The sequence below is a fragment of the Actinocorallia sp. A-T 12471 genome (assembly GCF_033875155.1).
Classification (GTDB): Bacteria; Actinomycetota; Actinomycetes; order Streptosporangiales; family Streptosporangiaceae; genus Actinocorallia.
In genome coordinates this window covers 247,127-268,349 of record NZ_JAWZTE010000002.1, presented here as the reverse complement: position 1 = coordinate 268,349, position 21,223 = coordinate 247,127, and the positions used below count along the sequence as shown (strand labels likewise).

The following is a 21,223-nucleotide window of genomic DNA, read 5'->3' as shown; positions in this document are numbered from 1 at the left end:
GGTTGAGGAGTTGGGGGAGTTGTTGGGGTTTGAGGCCGAGTTGTTGGAGAGGTACCGGGTGCAGGTGGAGGGCGGGGGGTAGGGGTGGGGGTATGGGGGATGTCAGGGAGTTTGTGATTCGGGTCGGGCGGGGGGATGTTGCTGAGTTGAGGGGGAGGTTGGCGGGGACTCGGTGGGGGAGCGATGTGCCGGGGGTGGGGTGGGAGAGGGGGGTGCCGGTGGGGTATTTGCGGGAGCTTGTGGGGTATTGGGGTGGGGGGTTTGACTGGGGGGCGGTGGAGGGGCGGTTGAATCGGATGCCGCAGTTCCGCACGGAGATCGACGGGCAGGATGTGCATTTTGTACATCAGCGGTCGGCGCGGGACGGGGCGGTGCCGCTGCTGCTGGTGCATGGGTGGCCCGGGTCGTTCGTGGAGTTCACCGAGGTGTTGCCGCAGCTCGCGGACGCGTTCCATCTCGTCGTGCCGGACGTGCCGGGGGTGGGGTTCTCGGGGCCGTTGCGGGAGGCGGGGTGGACGACGGGAAGGATCGCCGACGCGTTCCTCACGCTGATGGGGAGGCTGGGGTACGCGGAGTTCGGGGTGCAGGGCGGGCGGAGCGGGGCGCGGATCGCGGCGGAGATGGGCAGGCGCGCGCCGGATCGGGTGATCGGGGTGCATCTGAACGGGCTCGTCACGCCGCCCACCGACGATCCCGGGGCACTCGCCGGCCTCACCGAGATCGAGAAGGAACGCCTCGGACGGCTCGCGGAGCTGCACACCGACGGGTTCGGGTTCGCCGCGTTGCAGTCGACGCGTCCGGCGACGCTCGGGCACGCGCTGCTCGACTCCCCGGCCGGGCAGCTGGCGTGGACCGTGGAGAAGCTGCGGGCGTGGAGTGACGCGCGGTCGCCGCTGCCCGAGGACGCGGTCGACCGGGATCTGCTGCTCGCGGACGCGTCGATCCTGTGGTTCACCAGGACGGCGGCGTCGGCGGCCGCGCTGTTCTACGAGGACGCGCACGATCCCAACGAGGTCGCGCCGAGGCCGCGCGGCCCGGTGCCGACGGCCGTCCTCGCGACGGGCACGACCGACGTCGCAGTCCGCAGGTTCGCCGACCGCGAGCACCACGTGACGCGCTGGACGGAGATCGAGCGCGGCGGCGCGTTCCTCGCCCTTGAGCAGCCCGCCGCCTTCGCCGAGGACGTCCGCGACTTCTTCGCCGCCGTCCGCGCCGCGCCCGACCGCCTCAGGGGTTGAGCGCGAAGCTCGCGACGAGCTCGGCCGCGGTGTCCGCCGAGCAGTGCGAGGGCGCGCAGAAGTACACGAGGAACGCGCTCGACGCCCCCGCGCGCGGCACGACGAGAACGGTGATCTCCAGCCGGTGCCCCGGATCGGCCGGGTCCGCGACGGACCCCTGATACCGGACGCCCTGCGCGCCCCCCGCCGTCACCGGCGCGCCCGGGCCGAGGCTCACCTTCCCGGGCAGCAGCGCGGGCAGGCTCGTCGGCGCGGTCGCGACGTTGTCGAGCGTGTCGCTGACCCCCGCGTACACGCCCGTGGCGGACCCCCCGAGCCCCGCGACGGGCGTCCAGTCGGCCGCGACGGGCGTCGCGAACAGCCTCTCGAACGCCGCGGCCTCGGGAGACGCGACCATGTACACGTCGGAGTGGGTGCGCGCCTGCCACGAAGCCGGGTAGTCGAACTTGAACGGCGCAGCCGCGCTCCCCGGATAGGTCGCCGACCCGCCAGGCAGCAGCAGCGCGACGGCCGCGGCAGCGGCGACCAGCACCGCGATTCCCGCCCCGATCAACTGGACGGGCCTGCGCCCCCCGATCCGTGCCGACGGCGTCGTCAGACGGGTCAGCGAAGGCGGCACGGTATCGGCACGCCTAAGGCCGGGCGGAGGGGTCTGCTCCCCGGACGCCGGATAAGGCACCGACCGCAACGACGGGTCGGAGACGACCTCCCCCAACGCCTCCCGAAGCGCGCGCACGAAAGCCAGACACGTGGGATACCGCGCGGACGGCGACTTCGCTATCGCCCGCGCAAGCACCCCGTCCACCGCGCCGGGAAGGTCAGGCCGGTGTGACGACGCCGGAGGCGCCTCCTCGGACACATGCGCGTACAGGAGTCCCATCTGGTTCTCCCGGACGAACGGCGGAACCCCGCACAGCATCTCGTAGGCCACGCACCCGAGCGCGTACTGGTCGCACCGCCCGTCCACGACGTCACCGGTGATCTGCTCCGGCGCGATGTAACGCGGCGTCCCGACGAACTGCCCCTGGCTGGTCAGCCCCGACGCCGACGTCGCCGACTTCGTCAGCCCGAAGTCGGTCAGGTACACGTGCTCGTCCCCCTCCGACTGCCCCGCCGCGACGAGCACGTTCGCGGGCTTGACGTCACGGTGTACGAGCCCGTTCTCGTGCGCGGAGTCCAACGCCGCCGCGATCTGCCCGAGCAGCCGCGTCGCCCGGTCCCCTGGGAAGGGCCGCTGCCGCGACATCCTGACGCGCAGGTCCTCCCCGCCGACGAACCGCATCGCGATGAACAGCAGCCCGTCCGCCTCGCCCGCCTCGAAGATCGGGATGATGTACGGGTGGTCCATCCCCGCGACGGTCCGCGACTCGCGCACGAACCGGGTGCGGAACCGTTCGTCGTACGTCAGGTGCGGGGCGAGGATCTTCAGCGCGACGATCCGGCCGAGCCGGTGGTCGCGCGCGCGGTACACCTCGGCCATGCCGCCGCGCCCGACGAGGTCGAGCACCTGGTAGTCGCCGATGAGGCGGCCGGAGAGGCCGGGTCGGGAGTCGCCGGTCTGCAAGGGGTCTCCTTAGGCGGGATGTCCGCAGTAGCCGCAGAAGCGGTGGGCGGGGCCGCGCCGCATGCCGCACTGGGTGCAGTACGCGGGCCGGTCGCCGGGTCCCGGCTCGCGCGGCGCGGGGCCGGGGCCGCCGCTCGGCTGGCTCTGCCACCGGGCCGCGCCGGGGTCGGATCGGTCGACCGTGGTGAGGGGCGCGGCCTGGAGCGGCTGCGCCCCGACGACGGCCGTGGCGGTCTCGTCGGGGGCCGCGGCGCGGGGTTTGCGCAGCAGGAGGACGCCCGCGCCGAGGGCGGCGAGCAGCAGCGCGGCCGCGCCGACGGTCCACGGGGTGAGGAAGCCGACGCCGCCGCTGTCGGCCTGCGGCCGTTTGGCCTCCTTGTCGGTGCCCTTCCAGGCGCGCGAGTCGCGCAGGTGGCTGATCGCGACGGCGTGGTCGGGCCGCAGCTTGAGCACCTGTTCCAGCACGGGTATCGCCAGCGAGTACGAGCGGTCGTGGTAGTGCGCGAGGGCGGTCTCGAAGACGACGTCGAGGGGGCCGCGGTGGGCGGTGACCCCGGCGGACTCCAGGGTGGCGACGATGTCCTCGACGGTCGCGAACTTGGCCTCGGTCCCGGCGAGGGTGACCAGGCCGATGACCTCGCTGCGCGCGTCGTCGATGACCGCCCCGCCGGTCCCGTCGGCGGCGACCTGGCCGGCGATGCGGGTCCTGTCGTCCTTGAGGAGGGTGCGCGAGCCGGGCGGGTCGAAGTGGGCGACCTCGACGGTGGGGGCGACCTCCACCGACGGCCGCGCCTTGAACGTCATGACGTCGATCGCCTTGATCTCGCCGTCGAACGCCTTGGCCAGCGGCAGCGTGGGCAGGTCCCCGGTTTTGGCGGAGTCCGTCACGCGTAGGACGGCCGGGGCCGAGGCGTCGGCGCCGGTCTTGAGGATCTCGGCGGGCAGCCCCTCGGCCGGGGCGGGGTCGAGATGCGGAAAGATCCGGACGGTCGGCGTGACGACCGCCGTACACGTCGAATTGCTGCGTTCCGGTGGATAACAGGACTGAAGCCGGAAGTCCAGATCGCCGGTACCCGCCGTGTGTTTGGCGAAGTCGGCGGGGATGTCCTGTTTGAAGTACTCGGCGAAGATCCGGTTCGCGGCGTAGACCGCGGGGTCGTTGGCGCTCTGGACCGTCCCGGTGGCGGTGACGATAACCCCGTCGGGCGCGACGGTGAAGCCGCTGCCCGCGCCGAGTTCGACCTCGTAGGTGCGCTTGAACCGCTGGAGCGCGGCGCGGTCGTCGACGAGGGTGATGTCGATCTTCGCTCCGACCTCGACCCGGACGGCCCCCGGCGTGACGCGGTCGGTCGACCCGTGCGGGTGTTCGTGCGCGCTGACGGGTGGCGCGAGAAGGAGGATAAGGAGCATCACGGGCAGGAGGGTGCGCATCGGGCGGCTCCGGGCGGGGGGTCGAAGGCCGGGTCATCTAGCGGACGGCTGTGCCAAGCATCCGCCCATTCGACGTGATGGAACTGCGTCGTGTGACGTGAATACGCGGGGTTAGTGATTTGTAACCTGTCAGTAAATGTCCGTATCTATGGCCCAGGTCCGATACCTCGGACAAAACGGGCTAAGGCACGGTCGCCCTGACCACGGTTCCCTCGTCCACCTCCGTCCCCGGCGCGGGATCCTGCTCGGCGATCGGTCCCTGCTGTCCCGTCGCCTCAAGCCGCAGCCCCAACTTGCGCAGCACCCGTGCCGCGTGCGCCGCGTCCACCCCGAGCAGGTACGGCACCGCGACCCTGGTCGGCGCGTCGTCGCCGTTCCCGTTCGAGACGTAAAGGCTCACCGGCGAGCCCTCGGTGACGGGCGCGCCCTCACCCGGCGCGGTGTAGACGACGGCCCCGGCGGGCAGCGACGACGGCACCCGCGTCACCCCGCCGATCGGGAGCCTGCGCTCGGCGAGCGCCTGCGTCGCCTTCAGCAGCGTCAGCCCCTCGAGCTTCGGGACTGTCCCCGCGACGGGCGGCGCGGCCGACCCGCCCTGCCCGCCGCCCCCGACCAGGAGGGTGATCCCGAGCACGAGGGCGACGCAGACGCTCATCGCCCCCGCGAGCAGGACCATCGTCTTCTTGGACATCTCCTCGCCGCCGTCGGGAGCGGGCGGCGCGGCGGGCGGGTCGGTCTCGGCGGACATGGCAGTCCTTTCCCGGACTGGGGTCGGGGGGTCACCTCGCCCTGTTCGACTCCGGTCCGGCCCGGTCGGTTCGCCGCGGGCGACGCTCAGCCGAGCAGCTGCTGGAACGTCAGCAGGAACCCCGAGAGGGTCACCAGCGAGAGGCTGCCCAGGATCGCCCAGCGGCCCGCCTGGTACCCGAGCGGGACGAAGTCCCGGGTGCGTCCCTTGGGCCGCCAGGCGTCGCGCAGGGGCAGCGCGGGCGGCACCTCCGACAGGTCCGGCGGCAGGTCGGGCACGAGCACGCCGCGCGCCGAGAGCGTCAGCCCCGCGACCCATCCGACGAGGTCGGCCAGCGCCGAGACTGGCGCGTCGAGGCCGGAGGGGAAGACCCGCACCTCCTCGGCGAGCTGGTCGAGCGTGCGCAGCGTGTTCCCGAGGCCGAGCGAGTCGAGCCAGGCGCGCGGGTCGGCGCGCACGTCACGGCCGATGGACGTGCCCACCAGCAGGTCGGTCTTGGTCACCACGACGGCCACCCGCCGCTGCCTGCCCCGGTCGGGCCGCGACCGCAGATCGTTCAGCACCCGCTGAAGGGTGTCGGAGGGGTCCTCGTCCGAAGGCTCCTGACCGGAGGTCGCGCGGAGCCGAGCGCGCTCGTCCTCGGTGAGCGAGCGCTGGACCTCCGGCAGCGCGAACGGGTCGAGCACGAAGACCAGCGCCTCGCTGTGGTCGAGGTAGCGCAGCGCCTCCACCGAGGCCGCGCCGGTGAACAGCTCGCCGGCCGGGTCGAACAGGTACAGGATGCGGTGCTCGTGCGGGAGTTCGGCGTCGACCATCGTGGCCAGCGGCAGCTCGGGGCCGGTCTTGGCGAGCCGTCCGCCGCGCGCGAACTCCGCGACCGCGCCCGCGTACGCCTGCTGGTGCCGCTGCTCGACGAACGCGACACGCCCCTCGATCTCCCGTGACCGCGCGTGCAATGCCCGGATCGCCAGGAACATGAAGGTCGTCTTGCCCGCGGCAGGGCCCCCGATGAACGGCACGGGCTCGACCCTGACGCGGCCGATCCGGTCCGGCAGCCTCCCCCCGCAGTGCGGGCAGTGCGCGGTCAGCCGGTACCTGCCGAGCGCGACGGTCGTCGGCAGCCGCGCCCCGCACTCGCACACGTGCCGGAACGCCCCGGCCGTCGAGGGCGCGAGCCTGTCGTGCCGTCGCTGGCAGCGCGGACAGACGTACACGGGAAGCCCGATCCGCCGATAGCAGCTCGGATGCGGACAGGTCTGGAGGATTCGCCACCGGATCGTCAGCAGCCTGTCGAGCCCGGCGAGCAGCGCCACGCACACCAGCCACCCGGCAAGCCCGATCGCCGCGACGACCCCGTACAGGACGGTCAGCGCCGCGCCGATCACCGCGACGGGCACCGCCGCGAGCACGATCCCCCCGCACAGCGCCGCCCACGCCGGGAACAGGAAGAACCCCCACCAGCCCTGGAGCAGCACCTTGGTGAGGCGACGAACGGCGGTGTCGGCCATCCGGTGGACGCGCGGCCCGACCTCGCGGACCAGCGCGAGCCAGTCGAGCCACACCTGGCCGACGAGGTAGTGCCGGTACCTTCCGTCCGACGGCGTCACCGGGGACAGGCCGTCGGCTCCGGCGGGCACAAGCGCGCGGCACGCGATGACGTAGTAGTAGCCGAACGCGGCGATCGTGACGCCGAGGAGGGTGCCGCCGAACAGCGGCGGGAAGACGTAGACGAACCCGGCCCACATCACCACCGACCACACGAGAGCGGCCAGCAGGTAGAGGATCGGGACGATCGGCACTCTCGTCTACCCCCGAAGGTCTCGCAGTGCGGCTCGGAGTGTCTGATCGTCCCGGAAATAGGTCTCCAGCTGCAACATGGTGAGCCGTCTGCGTGTCAGCTCACGCGCCCACCCGTCGAGCGGCGTGCCGGGGGCGCGCAGCGCGACGCCGACGAGCTCGAACCGCCGCGCCCGCGTCCCGGCCGTCTCGATCCAGCGGTGCGCGAGCATGTCGCGGATGCGCTCGTCGAGCGCGGTCAGGAGGGCGGCGCGGAAGCGCGGTGAGCGTTCGGTGAGCGCGTCGGCGACGGCGAGCAGCGTCGGCCCGGCGAGGGCGCCGTCGACGTCCTCAAGCGCGCGGGCGGCGGCGCGGGGGTCGCGTCCTGTGGCGACGTCACGGGCGGCGAGGACGCCGCGCGCGGCGCGGTTGCCCGGCAGCCGTTCGGCGAGCGAGAGGGTCGGGCCGCCGTGGATGCCGTGCCGGGCGGCCAGGGAGCGCAGCAGGTGCAGGCAGACCTCGGGCGCGTCGGCGAGGGCGACGCGGTCGGCGTGCGCGGCGAGGGTGTCGCAGACCTCGCCGGTGAGCACCTCGCGGCGCAGCAGCGCCCCGCCGCGCTCCAGCGCCTCGATCACGCCGGACAGCAGCGCGGGAAGCGCGCTGTCACAGACCCGTTCCAGCGCGCTGAGCACGGCCTTGTCGTCGGCGCCTTCGAGGGTGATGCGCTGTGCGCCGCGCCTGGTCAGCTCGCCGACCACCGGGATGGCCAGCCGTTCGGCGACGACGGTCAGGTCGGCCAGCGCCGTCAGGTCGGCGGCCGCGGCGAGCTCGCGCGACAGCCGCACCGACAGCTCGGCGGGGTCCTCGAGGGTGAACTCGCCGAGCCTGTCGCGCAGCGCGGGCGCGGTGAGCACGAGGTGCGCGCAGCGGTCGCCCGCCGCGCGGGCGGCGGCAGGGTCGGGCGACAGCCGGTTGACGGCGGCGGCCAGATCGAACCCGAGCGCGGGCACCGCGAGCCGCTCCCACACCCATCCGGGCAGGTCGGGATGCCTGAGCAGGGGGAGCGCGAGCCGCTGTGCCGCGTCGTCGTGCGCGATTCCCTCGCACAGTCCGGCGACGACTGCCGCGCCGTCGGGTTCGTCGGGGTTCAGCCTGGCGAGTTCGGCGAGCGCGTCGAGGCCGTCGAGGTCGTGGGCGCGCCAGCGGGCCGCTACGGCCTCGGCGTAACGGCTCGGCGTATGCGGGGGCGCAGGGCGGTCGAGGGGGAGGGCCGGGTGGTCGGTGCGCTGCGACGCCCACACGTCCGGCGTCGTGCCGACCAGGCGGTGCGGGGCCGTCACGGGGTCGGCGGTGTAGGTGGTGAACGACAGCGCGGCGGCCGCCTCGACCGGCAGCGAGTAGGCGACGACCGCGAACCACCGGACGATCTCCTCCACATCATCCCCGACAAGGATGATCCGGTCGGCCGACGCGTCGAGCAGCCAGGCGAGCCGCGCGTAAGGGTCGTGATCGAGCGCGGTAAGCCAGTGGCACAGGGATTCCGGGTCGAGGGCGTCGCCGGGAAGCGGGTCCTCCAGAACCGACAGCCGAGTCGCGGGGGAGTCCGCCCAGAAGGGCGCGCGCCAGAACTCGATGGGCCGCATCCCTTCAAGCTCGGCGGCCTCGGCGAGCACGGCATGCGCCAGGAAGTTCCCGAACCGCCCCGAATAGTCGCGCCCCAGATACCGCGACAGGACCAGCAGCGGCCGCCCCCCGACGAGGTCGTAGCTCAACGCCTCGGGGAACGCCGCGAGCTCCGACGCGTCGGGCGCGGGCGGCGCGTCGGGCGGCGGACGGTACCCCAGATAAGGCGAGACGACGGCTTCCGCGCCCGGAGGCAGCCCGGGGGAGGAGGCGGTGAACTGGAATCCGGAGCGGGCGGCCGAGCGGGCCGAGGTGTAGTGGAGCTGCCAGGCCATCAGCCGTCCAGCATCCCGAACCGGTGCAGCAGCCACAGCAGCGGATCTTCCACCCGATACGGACGGACGCCGCCCGGCGCGACCTCGTCGCCGCGCGGCGCGCCGCCCAGCGCGGACACCCCGAACAGGCCGTACTCGGCGTAGTGCTGCTCGAGGTAGCGGTCGAGGTCGCCCGCGCCCCACGCGTCGAGCAGCGAGCGGACGTGGGCGTCGACCGCCTCGCGGTCGTCGGCGTCGAGCGAGCCGGACCTGACCCGGGACCGCTGGAGCGCCGAGGACGCGGGGAGTTCGAGTTCGTCGATCTTGGTCAGCGCGACCGCGATCGGGGTGCGCAGCCGATCCTTGACGTCCAGGCCGTGCCGCTGCCGCAGCGGTTCGGTGACCCTGGCGAGCACGTCGAGCGGCTCGCTCTCCGCGCCGCCCTCCACGAGTTCGAGCGGATCGGCGAGGAACACGATCGCGTCGGCCGCCTCAAGGTAGCGCAGGTGCAGGTCGCGGACCTCACGGCTGCGCAGGTCCTCCCCGGCGGTGTCGAACAGCACGAGCGTCAGCGCCTCGGTGCGGCTGCCGAACCTGCCCTTCACCCGGCGCGTCAGCAGGTACACCAGCGGCTCGCGCGGCGCGGTGACCGCGCTCGGCGTGGTCGGCAGCAGCCGCCGCTGGTCGAACAGCGGCCGCGCGAAGTCGCGCTTGTAACGCTCGATCGTGCGGTCGTCGCAGGCGACGAGCGAGGTGCCAAGCTCGGTGCCGACCCGGTTGCGCAGCTCGTGCAGGAGCACGGCGATATATGTGCTCTTGCCCGCGTTCTTCGCGCCGACCAGCGCGACGATCCTGCCCGGCGTGTCGCAGTAGGCGGGCGCGAGTTCGTGGTGGCACTCGGGGCAGACGCGCCGCCCGCTCTCCCGGCCGCAGTCCGGGCATGAGGCGCGCGTGCCGCGTCCGGTGAACACCGGCGGCAGCATCGCGCCGGACTGGCTGCCCTGGTAGGCGGCGAGAGCCATGTCGAGGACGGGATCGCAGCCGACCCCGCGCCCCGCCCGGCCCAGGCAGCGGTAGGCGATCGCGTCGCGGCCGAACAGCGCGAAGCAGTAGGGGCAGGTGACGGCGTCCCTGGCGCGCGGCGGACGGCTCCGCGTGGGTCTGCGGTGTGCGCCGCGCGCGCGTTCGGTTCGCATCTTCATGCTCCCTGCTTGAGGCGTCGGACTGGCGGGTCGGCGAGGTCGACGGCGTCGCCGGTGAAGCACCGCAGCCAGTAGGGCCCGCGCCGCTTCGGCAGCGGCACCCGCATGACGGTTTCCGCTGGAAGGTCGAGATCGTGCCACGACACGAGGTTCTCCCCGTCGCCCGGTGCGTCAGGCATCACCTTGCCGTCCCTGACCACGAGGTCGAGCCTGCCGAGCCGCACCGGCCGGTCCGGCGTGAGCGTCAGCACGAGTTCCCGTCGCCAGGGCGGTCCCGCAGCCGCGAGGTCGTACCTGACGACCGTGCGCGCGCCGAGCGCGACCGTCGCGGCGGGCCCGGTGAGCACCGCCCCGCCGTGGTCGGAGACGCCCGCTACGCCGATCCGTACCGCCTCGGTCTCGGGCACCGCAAGGTGAACCCCTCCGGCGGCGGTGTAGGCGGCCCGCGTGACGGCGACGCGTTGCGCGCCGGCCTCCCCGATCTCGTAGGTGACCGCGACGGCCGAGGCGTCCCCCGGCCAGGCGAACCCGATCCGCACCTCGCCGCCGCGCCGCGCCGCCGTGAGCCCCTCGGGAACCGGCAGGTCGACGTGCCTGCGGTGTGCGCCTACCGCCGCCGCGCTGCCCGCGACGGTCACCAGCAGCAGCACCCCGCTCGCCCCCGGCCGCACGACGAGCCCGCGCGCGTGCGGCGTCGACTCGACCTTCTCCCCGCGCAGGTCCACGAGGGGCACCAGCGCGCCCGTCGGCCAGGGCGGGTCGGCCTCGAGCAGCCGCGCCTCCACCAGGCCGTGCTCGGGCAGGGTGAAGCACAGCAGCAGCCTGTCCTGCCCGTGCGGCTCGGCGGTGAACTCCGTGACGGGATCGGGCAGCGCGTGCGGCGTCGCCGACAGCACGATCCCGGGCGTCGTGGTCTCGATCGGCCCGTCCGGGTAGACCGCGTGGATCTCGTACCGGTGGGTCGCGCCGTTGACCACGGCCCGGTCGGTGAACCCCTCGCGGCCGACCGGGATCGGCACCCCGTCCCGGAACACCGCGACCCGCGACGCGCCGGGCGGGCACACCCACCGGCCCGTGACGGTCCCGTCGCCGGTCGCGAGCTCCACGTCAGAAGGCTCGGGCCGCAGCAGCACGGGGTCGGCCGTCGCCCCCGCCGAGACCGCCTCGCCGCGCCGCGCGAACACCGCGTAGTGCAGCGGCACGTTGACGGGCGGGGCGGGATCGGACGCGGGCACGGCGTCGCCGTCGGACAGGTCGGCGGGCGGCCGTCCGGCCCTGCGGACGACCACGTGCCTGATCTCCCCGGCCCGTGACGCCGACGCCGTCCAGGTGACGCGGACCTGCTCGCCGTCGGCGACGGCACGCACCCCGGTCGGCGGCAGCGGCGGCAGCGCCCGCCGCAGCTCGCGCAGCCCCGGAAGGTCGGCGGCGAGCGCGGCCGCGTCCTCGAGGCGCTGCCAGGCGGCGTCCGGGTCGCTGAGGCCCTCGGCCTCGGCGAGCAGCCGGGCGGCGGCCTCGACCCTGCCGCGCGCCTCGGCGGCCTCCGGCAGCGTCTCGGCGTCCGGCAGGCTCTCGGCGAGCAGCGTCGCGGCGTGCGCGTCACCGGCCGCAAGGAGCTCGCGCAGCCGTCCGGAAGGCCCGGTCGGCACGCCGCCCTCGCGGCTGATCGCGAACACGAGCCGCCGTGCCTCGCCCGTCTCGATGCCGAGACCGCGTACTGCGGCGTCCATGAGCGCGGCGTCCGAAGCGCGCTGGGCGCGGCGTTCCCGCAGCCGCGCGACGAAGTCGTAGGACAGCAGATCGTGCAGGAAGCCCTCGCGCAGCGCGGCGCGCAACGCGATCAGCACGGTCTCGGCGTTGGTCGCGCTGGTGTCGCGCGGCCTGCGCGCCCACTCCCCGGCCACCCGCTCCAGCGCGCGGCCCGCGCCCGCCGGGTCGATCGGGACGCCGCCCGCCGACACCCCGCCGAACACCCTGATCCCGCCGATCCTGTCGCTGCCCAGTAGGAACGCGAGCAGATGGCGGCTGCCGAGCACCCGCAGCGACTCGCTCGCCTTTGCATAGCCGGGGTAGGGCGGCGCGGCGGGCAGCGCGTCGGGCTCGTGCACCTCGACGCCGTCGATCCGCAGCAGCTGGTTCAGCTCCGCCGCCGACACGCCGCCCGACTTCCCGATCGCCTCGCACTCGGCGGGCGTCAGCAGCTTGAGCGTCCCGGCCGCGTCGAGGAGCCGGGTGCGGACCTCGGCGCGGCGCTGCGCGTTGCGCTCGTCGCCGCCGCGCAGCCGCTGCCGCAGCGGGCCGAGATCGCCGTTCTCGGCGGCGGTGAACACCGGCGCGAGCTGCCGGTGCTCGGCCTCGAGCCGGTCGATGAGACGGCGGTACTTCAGCTGGCCGCGCGAGCGCCGCCAGCACTGCCGTACCTGGGTGACCCGCGCGCTGACCGCCTCGGGCGTCAGCGGCTCGGCGAGCGCGTACCTGACGCGCAGGTCCTCCGGCGGCTGGTCCCCCGCCGCGCGGGCGGGGTCGAGCACGCGCTTCTTGTAGTCGTCGTCGAACGACACGGCCCGCGCGCCCCGGTCAGCTCACCTGGACGCGGGACAGGGCCGCGCGCGAGGTCTCGACGTCGTCCTCGGTCATCCTGCCGACCTCCACCTGGAGGTCGAGGCGCTCGCCCGTCTCCTTCTCCTCGGCCGTCACGTGCAGCAGGCCGGAGGAGTCGAGCGTGAACGTGACCGAGATGGGCCAGCCCGCCTGTTTCCCTGACGGGACGCGCACCGAACCCGTCGCGATCTCGGTGTTGTCGGACGGCTCGGGCGACTCCACCGCCCCCGCCTGCTCCATGACGCGCACGTCGGCCGTCGTCTGGTCGTCGTGGACGGTGAAGAAGTCCGAGGTACGGCCTGCGGGGAGCTCGTCGTTCGCGTGCACGAGGTGGATGACCTCCTCGGCCTGGGTGTCGCGGTTCAGCACCACGATCCCGAACCCGCGCGAGGCGACCGTCTTGATCTTGCGCGCCGCGATCTGCCGCTGCTGCTCCACCGAAAGGCCCGCGCGGCTGGCCATCTCCTCGGCCTCCTCCTGCGCGCCCTCCAGCAGCAGCCTTCGGAACGTCTCCTCGAAGGCGTACAGGGCCGCGCCCTTGGCGACGGCCAGATCGGGGTCCTGGAGCTTGGGGTCGAGGCCGAGTTCCGCGCTGAGGCGGGCGGAGACGGCGGGCATCTTGGTCGAGCCGCCGACCAGCACCAGGTCGTCGTAGTCGGTGACGCCCTTGTTGCGGGCCACCTCGAGGGTGCGGCCGGTGATCTCGATCGTGCGGTCGAGGAGGTCCTTGGTGATCTCCTCGAACACGTCGCGGGTGATCTCCAGGGTCGCGACCCGGCCGCCGTGCATCACCCGGACGGTGTGCTGCGTCCGCGTCGTCAGGGCCTTCTTGGCCTCCTCGGCGTCCCTGCGCAGCTGCTGTTCGGTGATCTTGTCGTCAAGCGGGTCGCCGGCGTCGGGGTGCTCGGCGGTGAAGCGCTCGGCCAGGTACTCCACCAGGCGTGAGTCCCAGTCCGCGCCGCCCAGCTCGTGGTCGCCGTCGGTGCAGATGACCTCGATGTGGCCGCCGCGCAGCGCGATGACCGTGGTGTCGAACGTGCCGCCGCCCAGGTCGTAGACCAGGATCGTGCGGTCGCGGTCGGGGTTCAGCACCCCGTAGGTGACGGCGGCGGCGATCGGCTCGGAGATGATGTCGATGACGTTCAGGCCAGCCAGGCGTCCGGCCTTGCGGGTGGCGTCGCGCTCGGCCGCGCCGAAGTAGGCGGGGACGGTGATGACGACGTCGCGGGCCACCTCGCCCGTCACGGTCTGGGCGTCGTTGGCGAGCTTCACCAGGACGAACGCCGAAAGCTCCTCGGGGTTGTAGCTGAACCCGTGGATCTCGCGCGGCACGTCACGGCCCATGTCCCGTTTGATCAGGCTCACCACGTTGTCGGGGTCGATCACGGCGGTGTCCTTGGCCGTCGCGCCCACCACCACGTTGCTGCCGGACTCGAAGTAGACGACGGACGGCGTGGTGTCGGTGCCCTCCAGGTTCCGCAGGACGGTCGGGCGGCCCACGTCGTCGATGCTCGCGATGCAGGAGTACGTCGTGCCCAGGTCGATCCCGTATACAGCCATGTCCTTAGGTGTCCTCAGTCTTCCCTGTACTTGCCGACACGTATTTACCGATACGGACTTGCGCTCTGCGCACGACCACCTCCCCGCGGGCGAAGCCGTCCCGGCAGACCTCGACGACCCTGCCGTCGAGCCCCCTGTCGGTGACGGGCTCCACGCCGAGGGGGCGGTGCCGGGCGGAGTCATAGGGTTCGCCGAACTCGACCTCGAAGATCTCGACGCCGGTGCGGCCGAGGGCCTCGGCGAGCTCGTCGCCGATCATGCCGAGCAGGGGCGCGACGTGCGCGCCGTCCGGCGGCTCGAGCTCGGCCCGCCGGACGAGGTCGTAGAGTCGGTAGAGAGCGGCCCGCACAGGGTCGTGGAGCTGGTCGAGCTCGCCGCGCCGCAGGCGCTCGTTCTCCCGGTGCAGCCGGTCGATGATCTCCTCGCGGTGCCTGGCCCGGTCGTGCTCGCGGCCGAGGTTCGCCGAAAGACCGGCCACGGCGGCGCGAAGGTCCGCCAGGGTGACCTCGGGCCGGCCCTCGGACTCGCTGTCTGGCGGCCTCTCGCGGGGGACACCGGGTGTACTCGACACGTTGGAAAACCTTAATGGTCGCCTACCCGGGGCGATAGGGCTTCTTGGAGAAGTGACACGATCGGGTAACAGCACCGAAACGCTCATAGGGGAACATTAAGGGACGGAACGCTTACTGGAGGTGGCCATGCTGCTGCGCATTCGCGTGCGGCTCCCGGACCGTCCGGGCTCGCTGGGCAAGGTCGCGCGCACTCTCGGCGCCGCAGGGGCCGATGTGGTGCAGCTCACCGTGCTGGAACAGGACGCGGGCCGGGCCCTTGACGACTTCACCGTCTCCTGGCCCAACGGCGTCTCGGCCGACCGGCTCATCGCGGGCCTCGACGCCGTCCCCGGCGTCAAGGTCGAGGGGCTGTGGCCGACGATCGAGCCGCAGGGACTGCACCCCGACGTCGCGCTCATCGGCCAGCTCGCCCTCGCCTCCGCCGACGGCCTCGTGATCCTCGCCGACGCCCTGCCCGGCATCCTGTCGGCCGACTGGGCGGGCATCGTGCACATCCCGTCGGGCAAGCTCGTGCACGCCAGCCCGGGCGGCGAGACGGCCGAAGCGCCCGCCGACCTCGAACCCGTGCGGCTCCGCGCCTTCCAGGCGGCCGACGGAACCCAGTTCGGGTTCGTCCCGCTGCCCGCCGCCGACCTCGCGGTCCTCGTGGCCCGGTCCAACGCCCCGGAGTTCCACACCACCGAGATCTACCGCCTCGAACAACTGGTCCAAGCCGCCGAAGCCGTCCTCGGCGACCGCCTACCACTCCTCGGCTGACTCCTCAGGAGCGGAGGGGAGGCCCTTCCTCCACGCAGTCCCGAGGGGACTGCGTGAGCTCGCCCGGGGCGTCAGGAGCCGAGGGGAGGCCCATTCTTCACGGGGACTGCGTGGATTCGGCCGGGGTGTCAGGAGCCCAGGGGGCCTTTCGAAGGGGCTGCGTGAACTCGGCTGAACCCTCGGGAGCCGAGGGGAGGCCCGTTCTTCACGGGGACTGCGTGAACTCGGCCTCGCGGGGCATCGGGAGCCCAGGGGAGGCCCCTTTTTCACGCAGTCCCGAAGGGACTGCGTGGAGGTGTTAGGAGCCCAGGGGAGGGGTGGCGACAGCCGTCGTGTTGCTGTGGCCGATCGGGCCCTTGGCGTCGTAGATGACGCAGTGGCCCGCGGCGATGCCGTCGGCCGACAGGTGGCCGCCCCCCTCAAAGCCGATGACCTCGCCCTCGGGCAGGCGGGCCAGGTGGAGGGTGTAGTCGGCGTTGATGAAGGCGAGGGCGCTCTCACCCCAGTGCGTCATCGGGCTCGCGAGGTCCGCGGCGAGGACCGCGCGGACGAACGGGGTCAGGGGCTCATCGTCCACGAGCGCGCAGACCTCCTTCATCCACGCGCGGCGCTGGCCCGTGGGGCTGCCGCCCTCCGGCCACCACATGTGCAGCGGGGTGACGCCGTCGTGGGCGGGGCCGTCGCCGGGCGGGGAGACGTCCCACGGCTGACGCGCCCACCCTCCGCCTCCCGTGGGCTGCTCGCCTTCGCGGAGCATCACGCACGTCGCCCTTGCGACGGGTCCTTCGGGGCCGGTGACGAGCGCGTCTACGACACGGATACGGCGGCCCGTACGGACGGCGGAGGTCGTCACCTGGAGGGGGACGAAGCCTGAGCTCTTGAAGAGGTCGACGGTGATACGGGCGGGCCGCATGCCGTCAGGCAGGTGTTCGGCTTCGATCGCGCGGGCGGCGAGGCCGCCGAGGACGCGTCCGTGCAGCATGTGCGGTGACCAGGGGCTGCGGGCGGACGGCTGGGGCAACAGATCGGCCCCCGAGGCGCTGAAGAACGGTTCCACCCGGGTCATCCTGCCCTGACCGAACCGGATTCGGGAAGTCCGGGGAGGGGGATTTACGGCCTCCGGCACCACCGCGCCGCGGTGCCGGACGGCCGTATACCCGAGAACCTACGGCCGCGTGGTGATCGTTTCCGTTTCTCTGCGGTGAATTCGCGGTTACGTGACCAACGGGACATGAAGGGGCACGGCGGGCCGTGGTGTTAGGCTAGTTGGCCAAGCGCTTGCTAGGGAGGTTGCTATGGACTGGGCGGTCACCGAGGAGCAGCGGGAACTCGCCGCGGTCGTGCGCAGGATGCTCGCCGACCACGCCCCCGACGCCGCAGTCCGGGACCTCATGTCCGGCCCCGACGGCCACGACCCCGCCCTGTGGTCCCTGATGGCCGAGCTGGGCCTCCAGGGCCTCGCCGTACCCGAGGAGCACGGGGGAGCGGGATGCGGCCTCGCCGAACTCGCCGTGGTCCTTGAGGAGCTGGGCCGTCGCCTCCTGCCCTCACCCTTCCTCCCGTCGGCGGTCCTGGCCGTCCAGACCCTCCTGGCGGCCGACGACCCCGCCGCGGCGGCCGCCTACCTTCCGGGCCTCGCCGACGGCAGCCTGATCGCCACCGTGGCGCTCCCCATGGGCGACACCGCCCCGGCCGCCGAGATCGAGGCGACCTCCGCCGACGACTCTTCTTATGCGGCCTCCCAGGCGAGGTCGTCCGAGGCGGGGGGCGCGGACGCGGCGCGGACGGGGGAGTTCGGGGGGTTCCGGCTGACGGGGGTCGCGGACCTCGTCCTTGAGGCGCAGGTGGCCGACCTCGTCCTGCTTTCCGCGCGGACGGCCGCGGGCCCGTCACTCTTCGCGGTACGCACCGATGCCCCCGGCGTCACCGTGACGCAGCTGCCCACCCTCGACCAGACCCGTCGTCTGGCAAGGGTCGCCCTGGACGCGGCACCGGCCGCCCCGATCGGCGTGGAAGGCGGCGCGCCACGGGTACTCGCCCGTGTCCTGGACCTCGCTGAGATCGCCCTATCCGCCGAGGCCCTGGGCGGCGCGCAGCACTGCCTTGACTCCTCGGTCGCCTATGCGAAGGTCCGCCACCAGTTCGGCAAGCCCATCGGCTCCTTCCAGGCCATCAAGCACAAGTGCGCCGACCTCCTCACCCTCGTCGAGTCGGCCCGCTCAGCCGTCGCCTACGCCGCGGGCACCGCCGACACCGCATCCCCCGACGCCCTCCCCGTCACCGCGTCCCTCGCCAAGTCCCACACCGCCGACGCTTACTTCACCGCCGCCGCAGAATCCATCCAGATCCACGGCGGCCTCGGCTTCACCTGGGAACACGACGCCCACCTCCACTTCAAGCGCGCCAAATCCACCCAACTCCTCTTCAGCACCCCCACCACCCACCGCACCCGCCTGGCCGCCCACCTCTCCCTCTGACCCCGGGCCCGTCGCGCGGACGCGGGGTCCGGTGCACCCACCCCGGACCCCGCGTACCGGCCGTCGCCCGCGTCAGCGCTTGACGGTCAGGTTCAGCAGCTTGGGCAGGGGCTTGTTCTTCTTGGGCGTGCAGGGCATCGTCACCGACGACCCGAACGCGACAGCGGTGATCTTGAGGGTGCCGAGGGTCAGGGTGACCTTGCCCGCCTTCTTCAGCTTCACCTTGCCGGTGATCTTGCCGAGCGGGATCTTGGCCTTGGCCTTGACCGGCCCCTTCTTCTTCGGCCCGGACGCGTTGATCGAGCCCTTCTGCGCGCCCGACGCGGTGAACTTCCCGGTGGTCCGCCACGAGTCCACGGCGACCGGCGACACCCCCGGCAGCGCCGACAGGTCGGCGGTGATCGTCACGGTCTTCCCGACCTTCGGCTTCGCCGGCCCCTTCATCGTGACCTTGGCGTTGTAGTCGAACGTCGTGGAGAAGATCTTGCAGCTGTAAGCCACGGTCCCCGTCCCGGCCGACGCGGGGCTCCCGCCGAACCCCACGGTCGCCAGCAGCACCGCGCTCGACCCGATCGCGAGCCCGCGCACCGCCCCGCGCCCCTTCGTCTTCTTCTGGCTGATCGACATGAACCGCTCCTTCTGCCGCGTGCATGCCACGGTGACGCGCACGATTACCCGCCACGCCCCGCGCTCCCCACCCCCCGCCCCACACCCACCCCCCAGCGTTTCGGTGAAGGAAACACAGTTTCGCAGCGTGGGACTAGAACACCCTCCCCCACCCACCCCTGTCAAGACACCCCGGACATTTCCCCCACCCCACCCACTGTGGCGGCGGTTGGAATGGGGCGACCAGAAGCGCGGCGTGCTACTCGGTGTCTCCTGCGTCTGCGCCAGCGGTCTGGCGATGCCGATCCGACCGGCGACGGGCTGGGGGCGGCTCGAGCGGGAGGCGGCCGGGTCTTCGGCGGCCCAGTCCAGGTACAGCGCCGCCGCGGTCATCGAGGTGTGCGACGGCGGACGGCTGCAGCAGTGGGCGCCCCGCGAGGTCTGATGCCGGTCGCGGCCCGGTGCGGGTCCCCGGCCGGCGCGGTCCGGCGTGCGGTGCGTCTCGTACACGGCACCGGGTCCGCGTCGGGCAGGACCGGCGGTCGCGGGTGCGGGGTCACCTGATGGGGATGTCGGGGAAGGTGCCGAAGGGGCCCGCGTCGAAGGTGACGGAGGTGACGGAGGCGGGGGGAGTGGGGACGTAGAAGAAGCCGCGGTTCGTGGTGTCGGGGGTGGTTTGGAAGATGGTTCCGCCGGGGTCGGCGTAGGGGGCTCGGCCGGTGGGCGACACGGGACCGAGGCGGACGCTGGCGTAGCGGATGCCGGAGGCGGGGTCGATGACGGTGAACGCGCCGAACTGGCCGCCGTTGACGCCCCGGTAGTGGGGGAGGGTCTCCGAGAGGGTGCCGGGGCCGAGGTTGGTGATGTCGAAGACGGCGACGAGGTAGGCGCCGTCACGGTAGAAGGGTTTGACGTCGATGCGGCGGCGGGTCGTGGAGGACAGCGCGGCGAACTCGGCCTCCTCGCTCGCCACGACGGGGCCGTCGACGTCGCGGAACGCCGCGTTCACGGACGGGGGCGGCTCCTGCGGGCGCAGGTCGTAGGCGATCTCGACGCGCCGGTTGCGGGCGCGTGCCTCCTCGACGTCCTGGCCGCCCGGCTCCACCGCGGGCTCGGACTCGCCCGCGCCTCGCGCCAGGTACTTCCAGCCGTCGCCGAGCCGTGCCTTCAGCTCCTTGAGGACGGCGTCGGCGCGCCGCTCGGACAGGTCGAGGTTGTGCGCGGGGGTGCCGGTGTCGTCGGTGTGGCCGGTGATCGACAGCTGGACGTCGGCGCGGGCCTCGATCTCGGCGGCGACGTCGTCGAGCACGGCGCGGGCGCGCGGGGAGAGCTTCGCGGAGTCGAGCGCGAACAGCACGTCGGTGCGCAACCCCACCTCCTCGCCGTCGGCGCTGCTGCTCGTGGACTTCACGTCGGTCTCGGTGAGCCCCGTGAGCTCGACCTCCGAGCCGCCCTCGGCGGGCCCGACGTCCTCGCGTAGCGGGAACCCGTACGTCTGGCCGGCTACGAGGTCCTTGGGCGCGGCCGGTACGGGCGGCGCGCTCGGCCCCGGAGCCCCCGCCCCCTCGGTGACGGGTATGCCGGTGAACTCCCCGGCCGTCGTGTTCGTGAGGACGGTCAGCGTCGTGAGGTCGGCGGGCAGCCTGGGGAAGGCGAGCACATGCTCGTAGCGCACGCCGGGCTGGTACTGGGGCTGCCGCCTGGTGTCCGATCCGATCTGGCGGTTCCCGGCGTCGCGCAGCGGCAGGTACGCCCGCCCGCCGACGGGGTCGAGCAGCGTCATCGACACGTCCGACCGCTGCGCTATCGACGTGGACAGGTCGGGGAACGCCGGACGCTCCCCGAGGTTGGTGACGTAGAACCGGAGGATCGTCTGATCGGCGTGCTTCTCCACGGCTCCGACCTCGAGCCGCACCCGGACGGGGCCGACCGGGCCCGTCCAGCCCTCCTTGGCGTAGGCGACGGGTTCGGGTGTTGCGCGTCCGCCGGTTGTCGGGGTGGGTGTTGTGCCGTCCGGGGCGTCACCGTCGCTGCATCCGGTGAGGGCGAGCGCGACGGACAGGGCGAGGGCGGTCTTCCGGAAGGAGCGCACGAGCCACAGCGAACCATTGCGTTCCGCGCATTTCAACCACTTGTGGGGCGTAGGTAACGGGTGATGATGAGGTGCAAGGTGGGGAGTTCTACGGCCGGGTCGAAGGACGGGTCAGTGGCGGCCGACGTGTACAGCGTCCCGATGAGCGCCTGTATCCAGGTCGCCGTGGACTCCGGCTCAAGGGACGGGTCCGTCAACGAGGCCGAGGCCGTCCGCTTCAGCAGGTGGACAAGGGTGCCGTGCTCTTGGAGGTTGTCCCGCTCCAGGAGTTCGGCGAGTTCCTGGTCCCGGTACGCCTGGACCATCGCCTCCATGACGAGCGCGGGGACGAGCGGGGCGAGCGCGTCGGCGGCGAGCAGGTCGACGGTGTCGCGCAGCCCCTCCCAAGGGTCGGCGGCGTCCCGCGCGGCGGCCAGCCGACGCTCCCGCTCCGCCCGCTCCTCGGGCTCGCCCTCGTAGAGCGCGTGCAGGATGGCGCGCTTGTTCGGGAAGTAGTGGAACAGGTTCCCGCTGCTCATCCCGGCCGCCGCGCAGATCTCGGCGGTGGTGGTGCGGTCGAACCCGCGCTCGGCGAACAGCGCCGCGGCCGCGCCGACGATCTGCTGCCGCCTTGCCCGCTGCCGCTCGGGATCGACCTTCCGCATGCCCGCTCCTCGCCTCCCG

17 protein-coding genes are annotated in these 21,223 nt (G+C 72.9%); 4 read left to right on the top strand and 13 right to left on the bottom strand.

Translation table 11 applies throughout. From position 1 onward, the window contains the following. Positions 1-92: 92 nt before the first annotated feature. Positions 93-1,238 carry an epoxide hydrolase gene (locus R9X44_RS06320; RefSeq protein ID WP_319813029.1) on the top strand — a complete coding sequence of 382 codons (1,146 nt, stop codon included), beginning with the start codon at positions 93-95 and terminating at the stop codon, positions 1,236-1,238. On the opposite strand, the gene R9X44_RS06315 is transcribed toward R9X44_RS06320, so the two are convergent. The 9 genes from R9X44_RS06315 to R9X44_RS06275 all read right to left on the bottom strand — a co-directional run bounded on the left by R9X44_RS06315 (position 1,228) and on the right by R9X44_RS06275 (position 14,535). Further along, on the bottom strand, positions 1,228-2,802 hold the full coding sequence (locus R9X44_RS06315) for a serine/threonine-protein kinase (RefSeq protein ID WP_319813028.1): 1,575 nt from the start codon (positions 2,800-2,802) through the stop codon (positions 1,228-1,230). The genes R9X44_RS06320 and R9X44_RS06315 overlap by 11 nt on opposite strands. A gap of 9 nt (positions 2,803-2,811) precedes the next feature. Beyond that, on the bottom strand, positions 2,812-4,233 hold the full coding sequence (locus R9X44_RS06310) for a hypothetical protein (RefSeq protein WP_319813027.1): 1,422 nt from the start codon (positions 4,231-4,233) through the stop codon (positions 2,812-2,814). Between the two features lie 181 nt (positions 4,234-4,414). Further along, positions 4,415-4,981 (bottom strand): PASTA domain-containing protein, encoded by a 567-nt coding sequence (locus R9X44_RS06305; RefSeq protein ID WP_319813026.1) that lies wholly within the window; start codon positions 4,979-4,981, stop codon positions 4,415-4,417. Between the two features lie 86 nt (positions 4,982-5,067). After that, entirely contained in the window at positions 5,068-6,780 is a 1,713-nt protein-coding gene (locus R9X44_RS06300) for a TRAFAC clade GTPase domain-containing protein (RefSeq protein ID WP_319813025.1), read from the bottom strand. Positions 6,781-6,786: 6 nt separating this feature from the next. Beyond that, positions 6,787-8,715: a hypothetical protein gene (locus R9X44_RS06295; RefSeq protein WP_319813024.1), complete on the bottom strand. Its 1,929-nt coding sequence runs from the start codon at positions 8,713-8,715 to the stop codon at positions 6,787-6,789. Continuing rightward, positions 8,715-9,890 (bottom strand): TRAFAC clade GTPase domain-containing protein, encoded by a 1,176-nt coding sequence (locus R9X44_RS06290; protein ID WP_319813023.1) that lies wholly within the window; start codon positions 9,888-9,890, stop codon positions 8,715-8,717. The genes R9X44_RS06295 and R9X44_RS06290 overlap by 1 nt, the downstream gene beginning before the upstream one ends. A gap of 2 nt (positions 9,891-9,892) precedes the next feature. Next, a complete protein-coding gene (locus R9X44_RS06285) occupies positions 9,893-12,457 on the bottom strand; it encodes a hypothetical protein (RefSeq protein WP_319813022.1) in 2,565 nt (854 codons plus the stop codon). Positions 12,458-12,473: 16 nt separating this feature from the next. After that, positions 12,474-14,057, bottom strand: coding sequence for an Hsp70 family protein (locus R9X44_RS06280; RefSeq protein WP_319813021.1), 1,584 nt, complete (start codon positions 14,055-14,057; stop codon positions 12,474-12,476). Positions 14,058-14,061: 4 nt separating this feature from the next. Then, complete coding sequence (locus R9X44_RS06275; protein WP_319813020.1) at positions 14,062-14,535, bottom strand: nucleotide exchange factor GrpE; 474 nt, start codon at positions 14,533-14,535, stop codon at positions 14,062-14,064. A 220-nt stretch (positions 14,536-14,755) separates the two neighbouring features. Between R9X44_RS06275 and R9X44_RS06270 the strand changes: the two genes are divergently transcribed. After that, positions 14,756-15,385, top strand: a complete 630-nt coding sequence (locus R9X44_RS06270; protein ID WP_319813019.1) for an ACT domain-containing protein — start codon at positions 14,756-14,758, stop codon at positions 15,383-15,385. Positions 15,386-15,683: 298 nt separating this feature from the next. Here R9X44_RS06270 and R9X44_RS06265 read toward each other — a convergent pair whose 3' ends face one another. Then, positions 15,684-16,451, bottom strand: a complete 768-nt coding sequence (locus R9X44_RS06265) for an acyl-CoA thioesterase domain-containing protein (RefSeq protein WP_413774914.1) — start codon at positions 16,449-16,451, stop codon at positions 15,684-15,686. A 229-nt stretch (positions 16,452-16,680) separates the two neighbouring features. On the opposite strand from R9X44_RS06265, the gene R9X44_RS06260 reads away from it, so the two are divergent. Next, positions 16,681-17,862: an acyl-CoA dehydrogenase family protein gene (locus tag R9X44_RS06260; protein ID WP_319813017.1), complete on the top strand. Its 1,182-nt coding sequence runs from the start codon at positions 16,681-16,683 to the stop codon at positions 17,860-17,862. Between the two features lie 72 nt (positions 17,863-17,934). On the opposite strand, the gene R9X44_RS06255 is transcribed toward R9X44_RS06260, so the two are convergent. Beyond that, a complete protein-coding gene (locus tag R9X44_RS06255) occupies positions 17,935-18,489 on the bottom strand; it encodes a hypothetical protein (protein ID WP_319813016.1) in 555 nt (184 codons plus the stop codon). Positions 18,490-18,724: 235 nt separating this feature from the next. Between R9X44_RS06255 and R9X44_RS06250 the strand changes: the two genes are divergently transcribed. Then, positions 18,725-18,913, top strand: a complete 189-nt coding sequence (locus tag R9X44_RS06250) for a hypothetical protein (protein WP_319813015.1) — start codon at positions 18,725-18,727, stop codon at positions 18,911-18,913. Positions 18,914-19,024: 111 nt separating this feature from the next. On the opposite strand, the gene R9X44_RS06245 is transcribed toward R9X44_RS06250, so the two are convergent. Together R9X44_RS06245 and R9X44_RS06240 are read right to left on the bottom strand one after the other, a co-directional pair. Then, positions 19,025-20,560 carry an OmpA family protein gene (locus R9X44_RS06245; RefSeq protein ID WP_319813014.1) on the bottom strand — a complete coding sequence of 512 codons (1,536 nt, stop codon included), beginning with the start codon at positions 20,558-20,560 and terminating at the stop codon, positions 19,025-19,027. Between the two features lie 32 nt (positions 20,561-20,592). Next, positions 20,593-21,204, bottom strand: coding sequence for a TetR/AcrR family transcriptional regulator (locus R9X44_RS06240; RefSeq protein WP_319813013.1), 612 nt, complete (start codon positions 21,202-21,204; stop codon positions 20,593-20,595). Positions 21,205-21,223 lie beyond the last annotated feature (19 nt).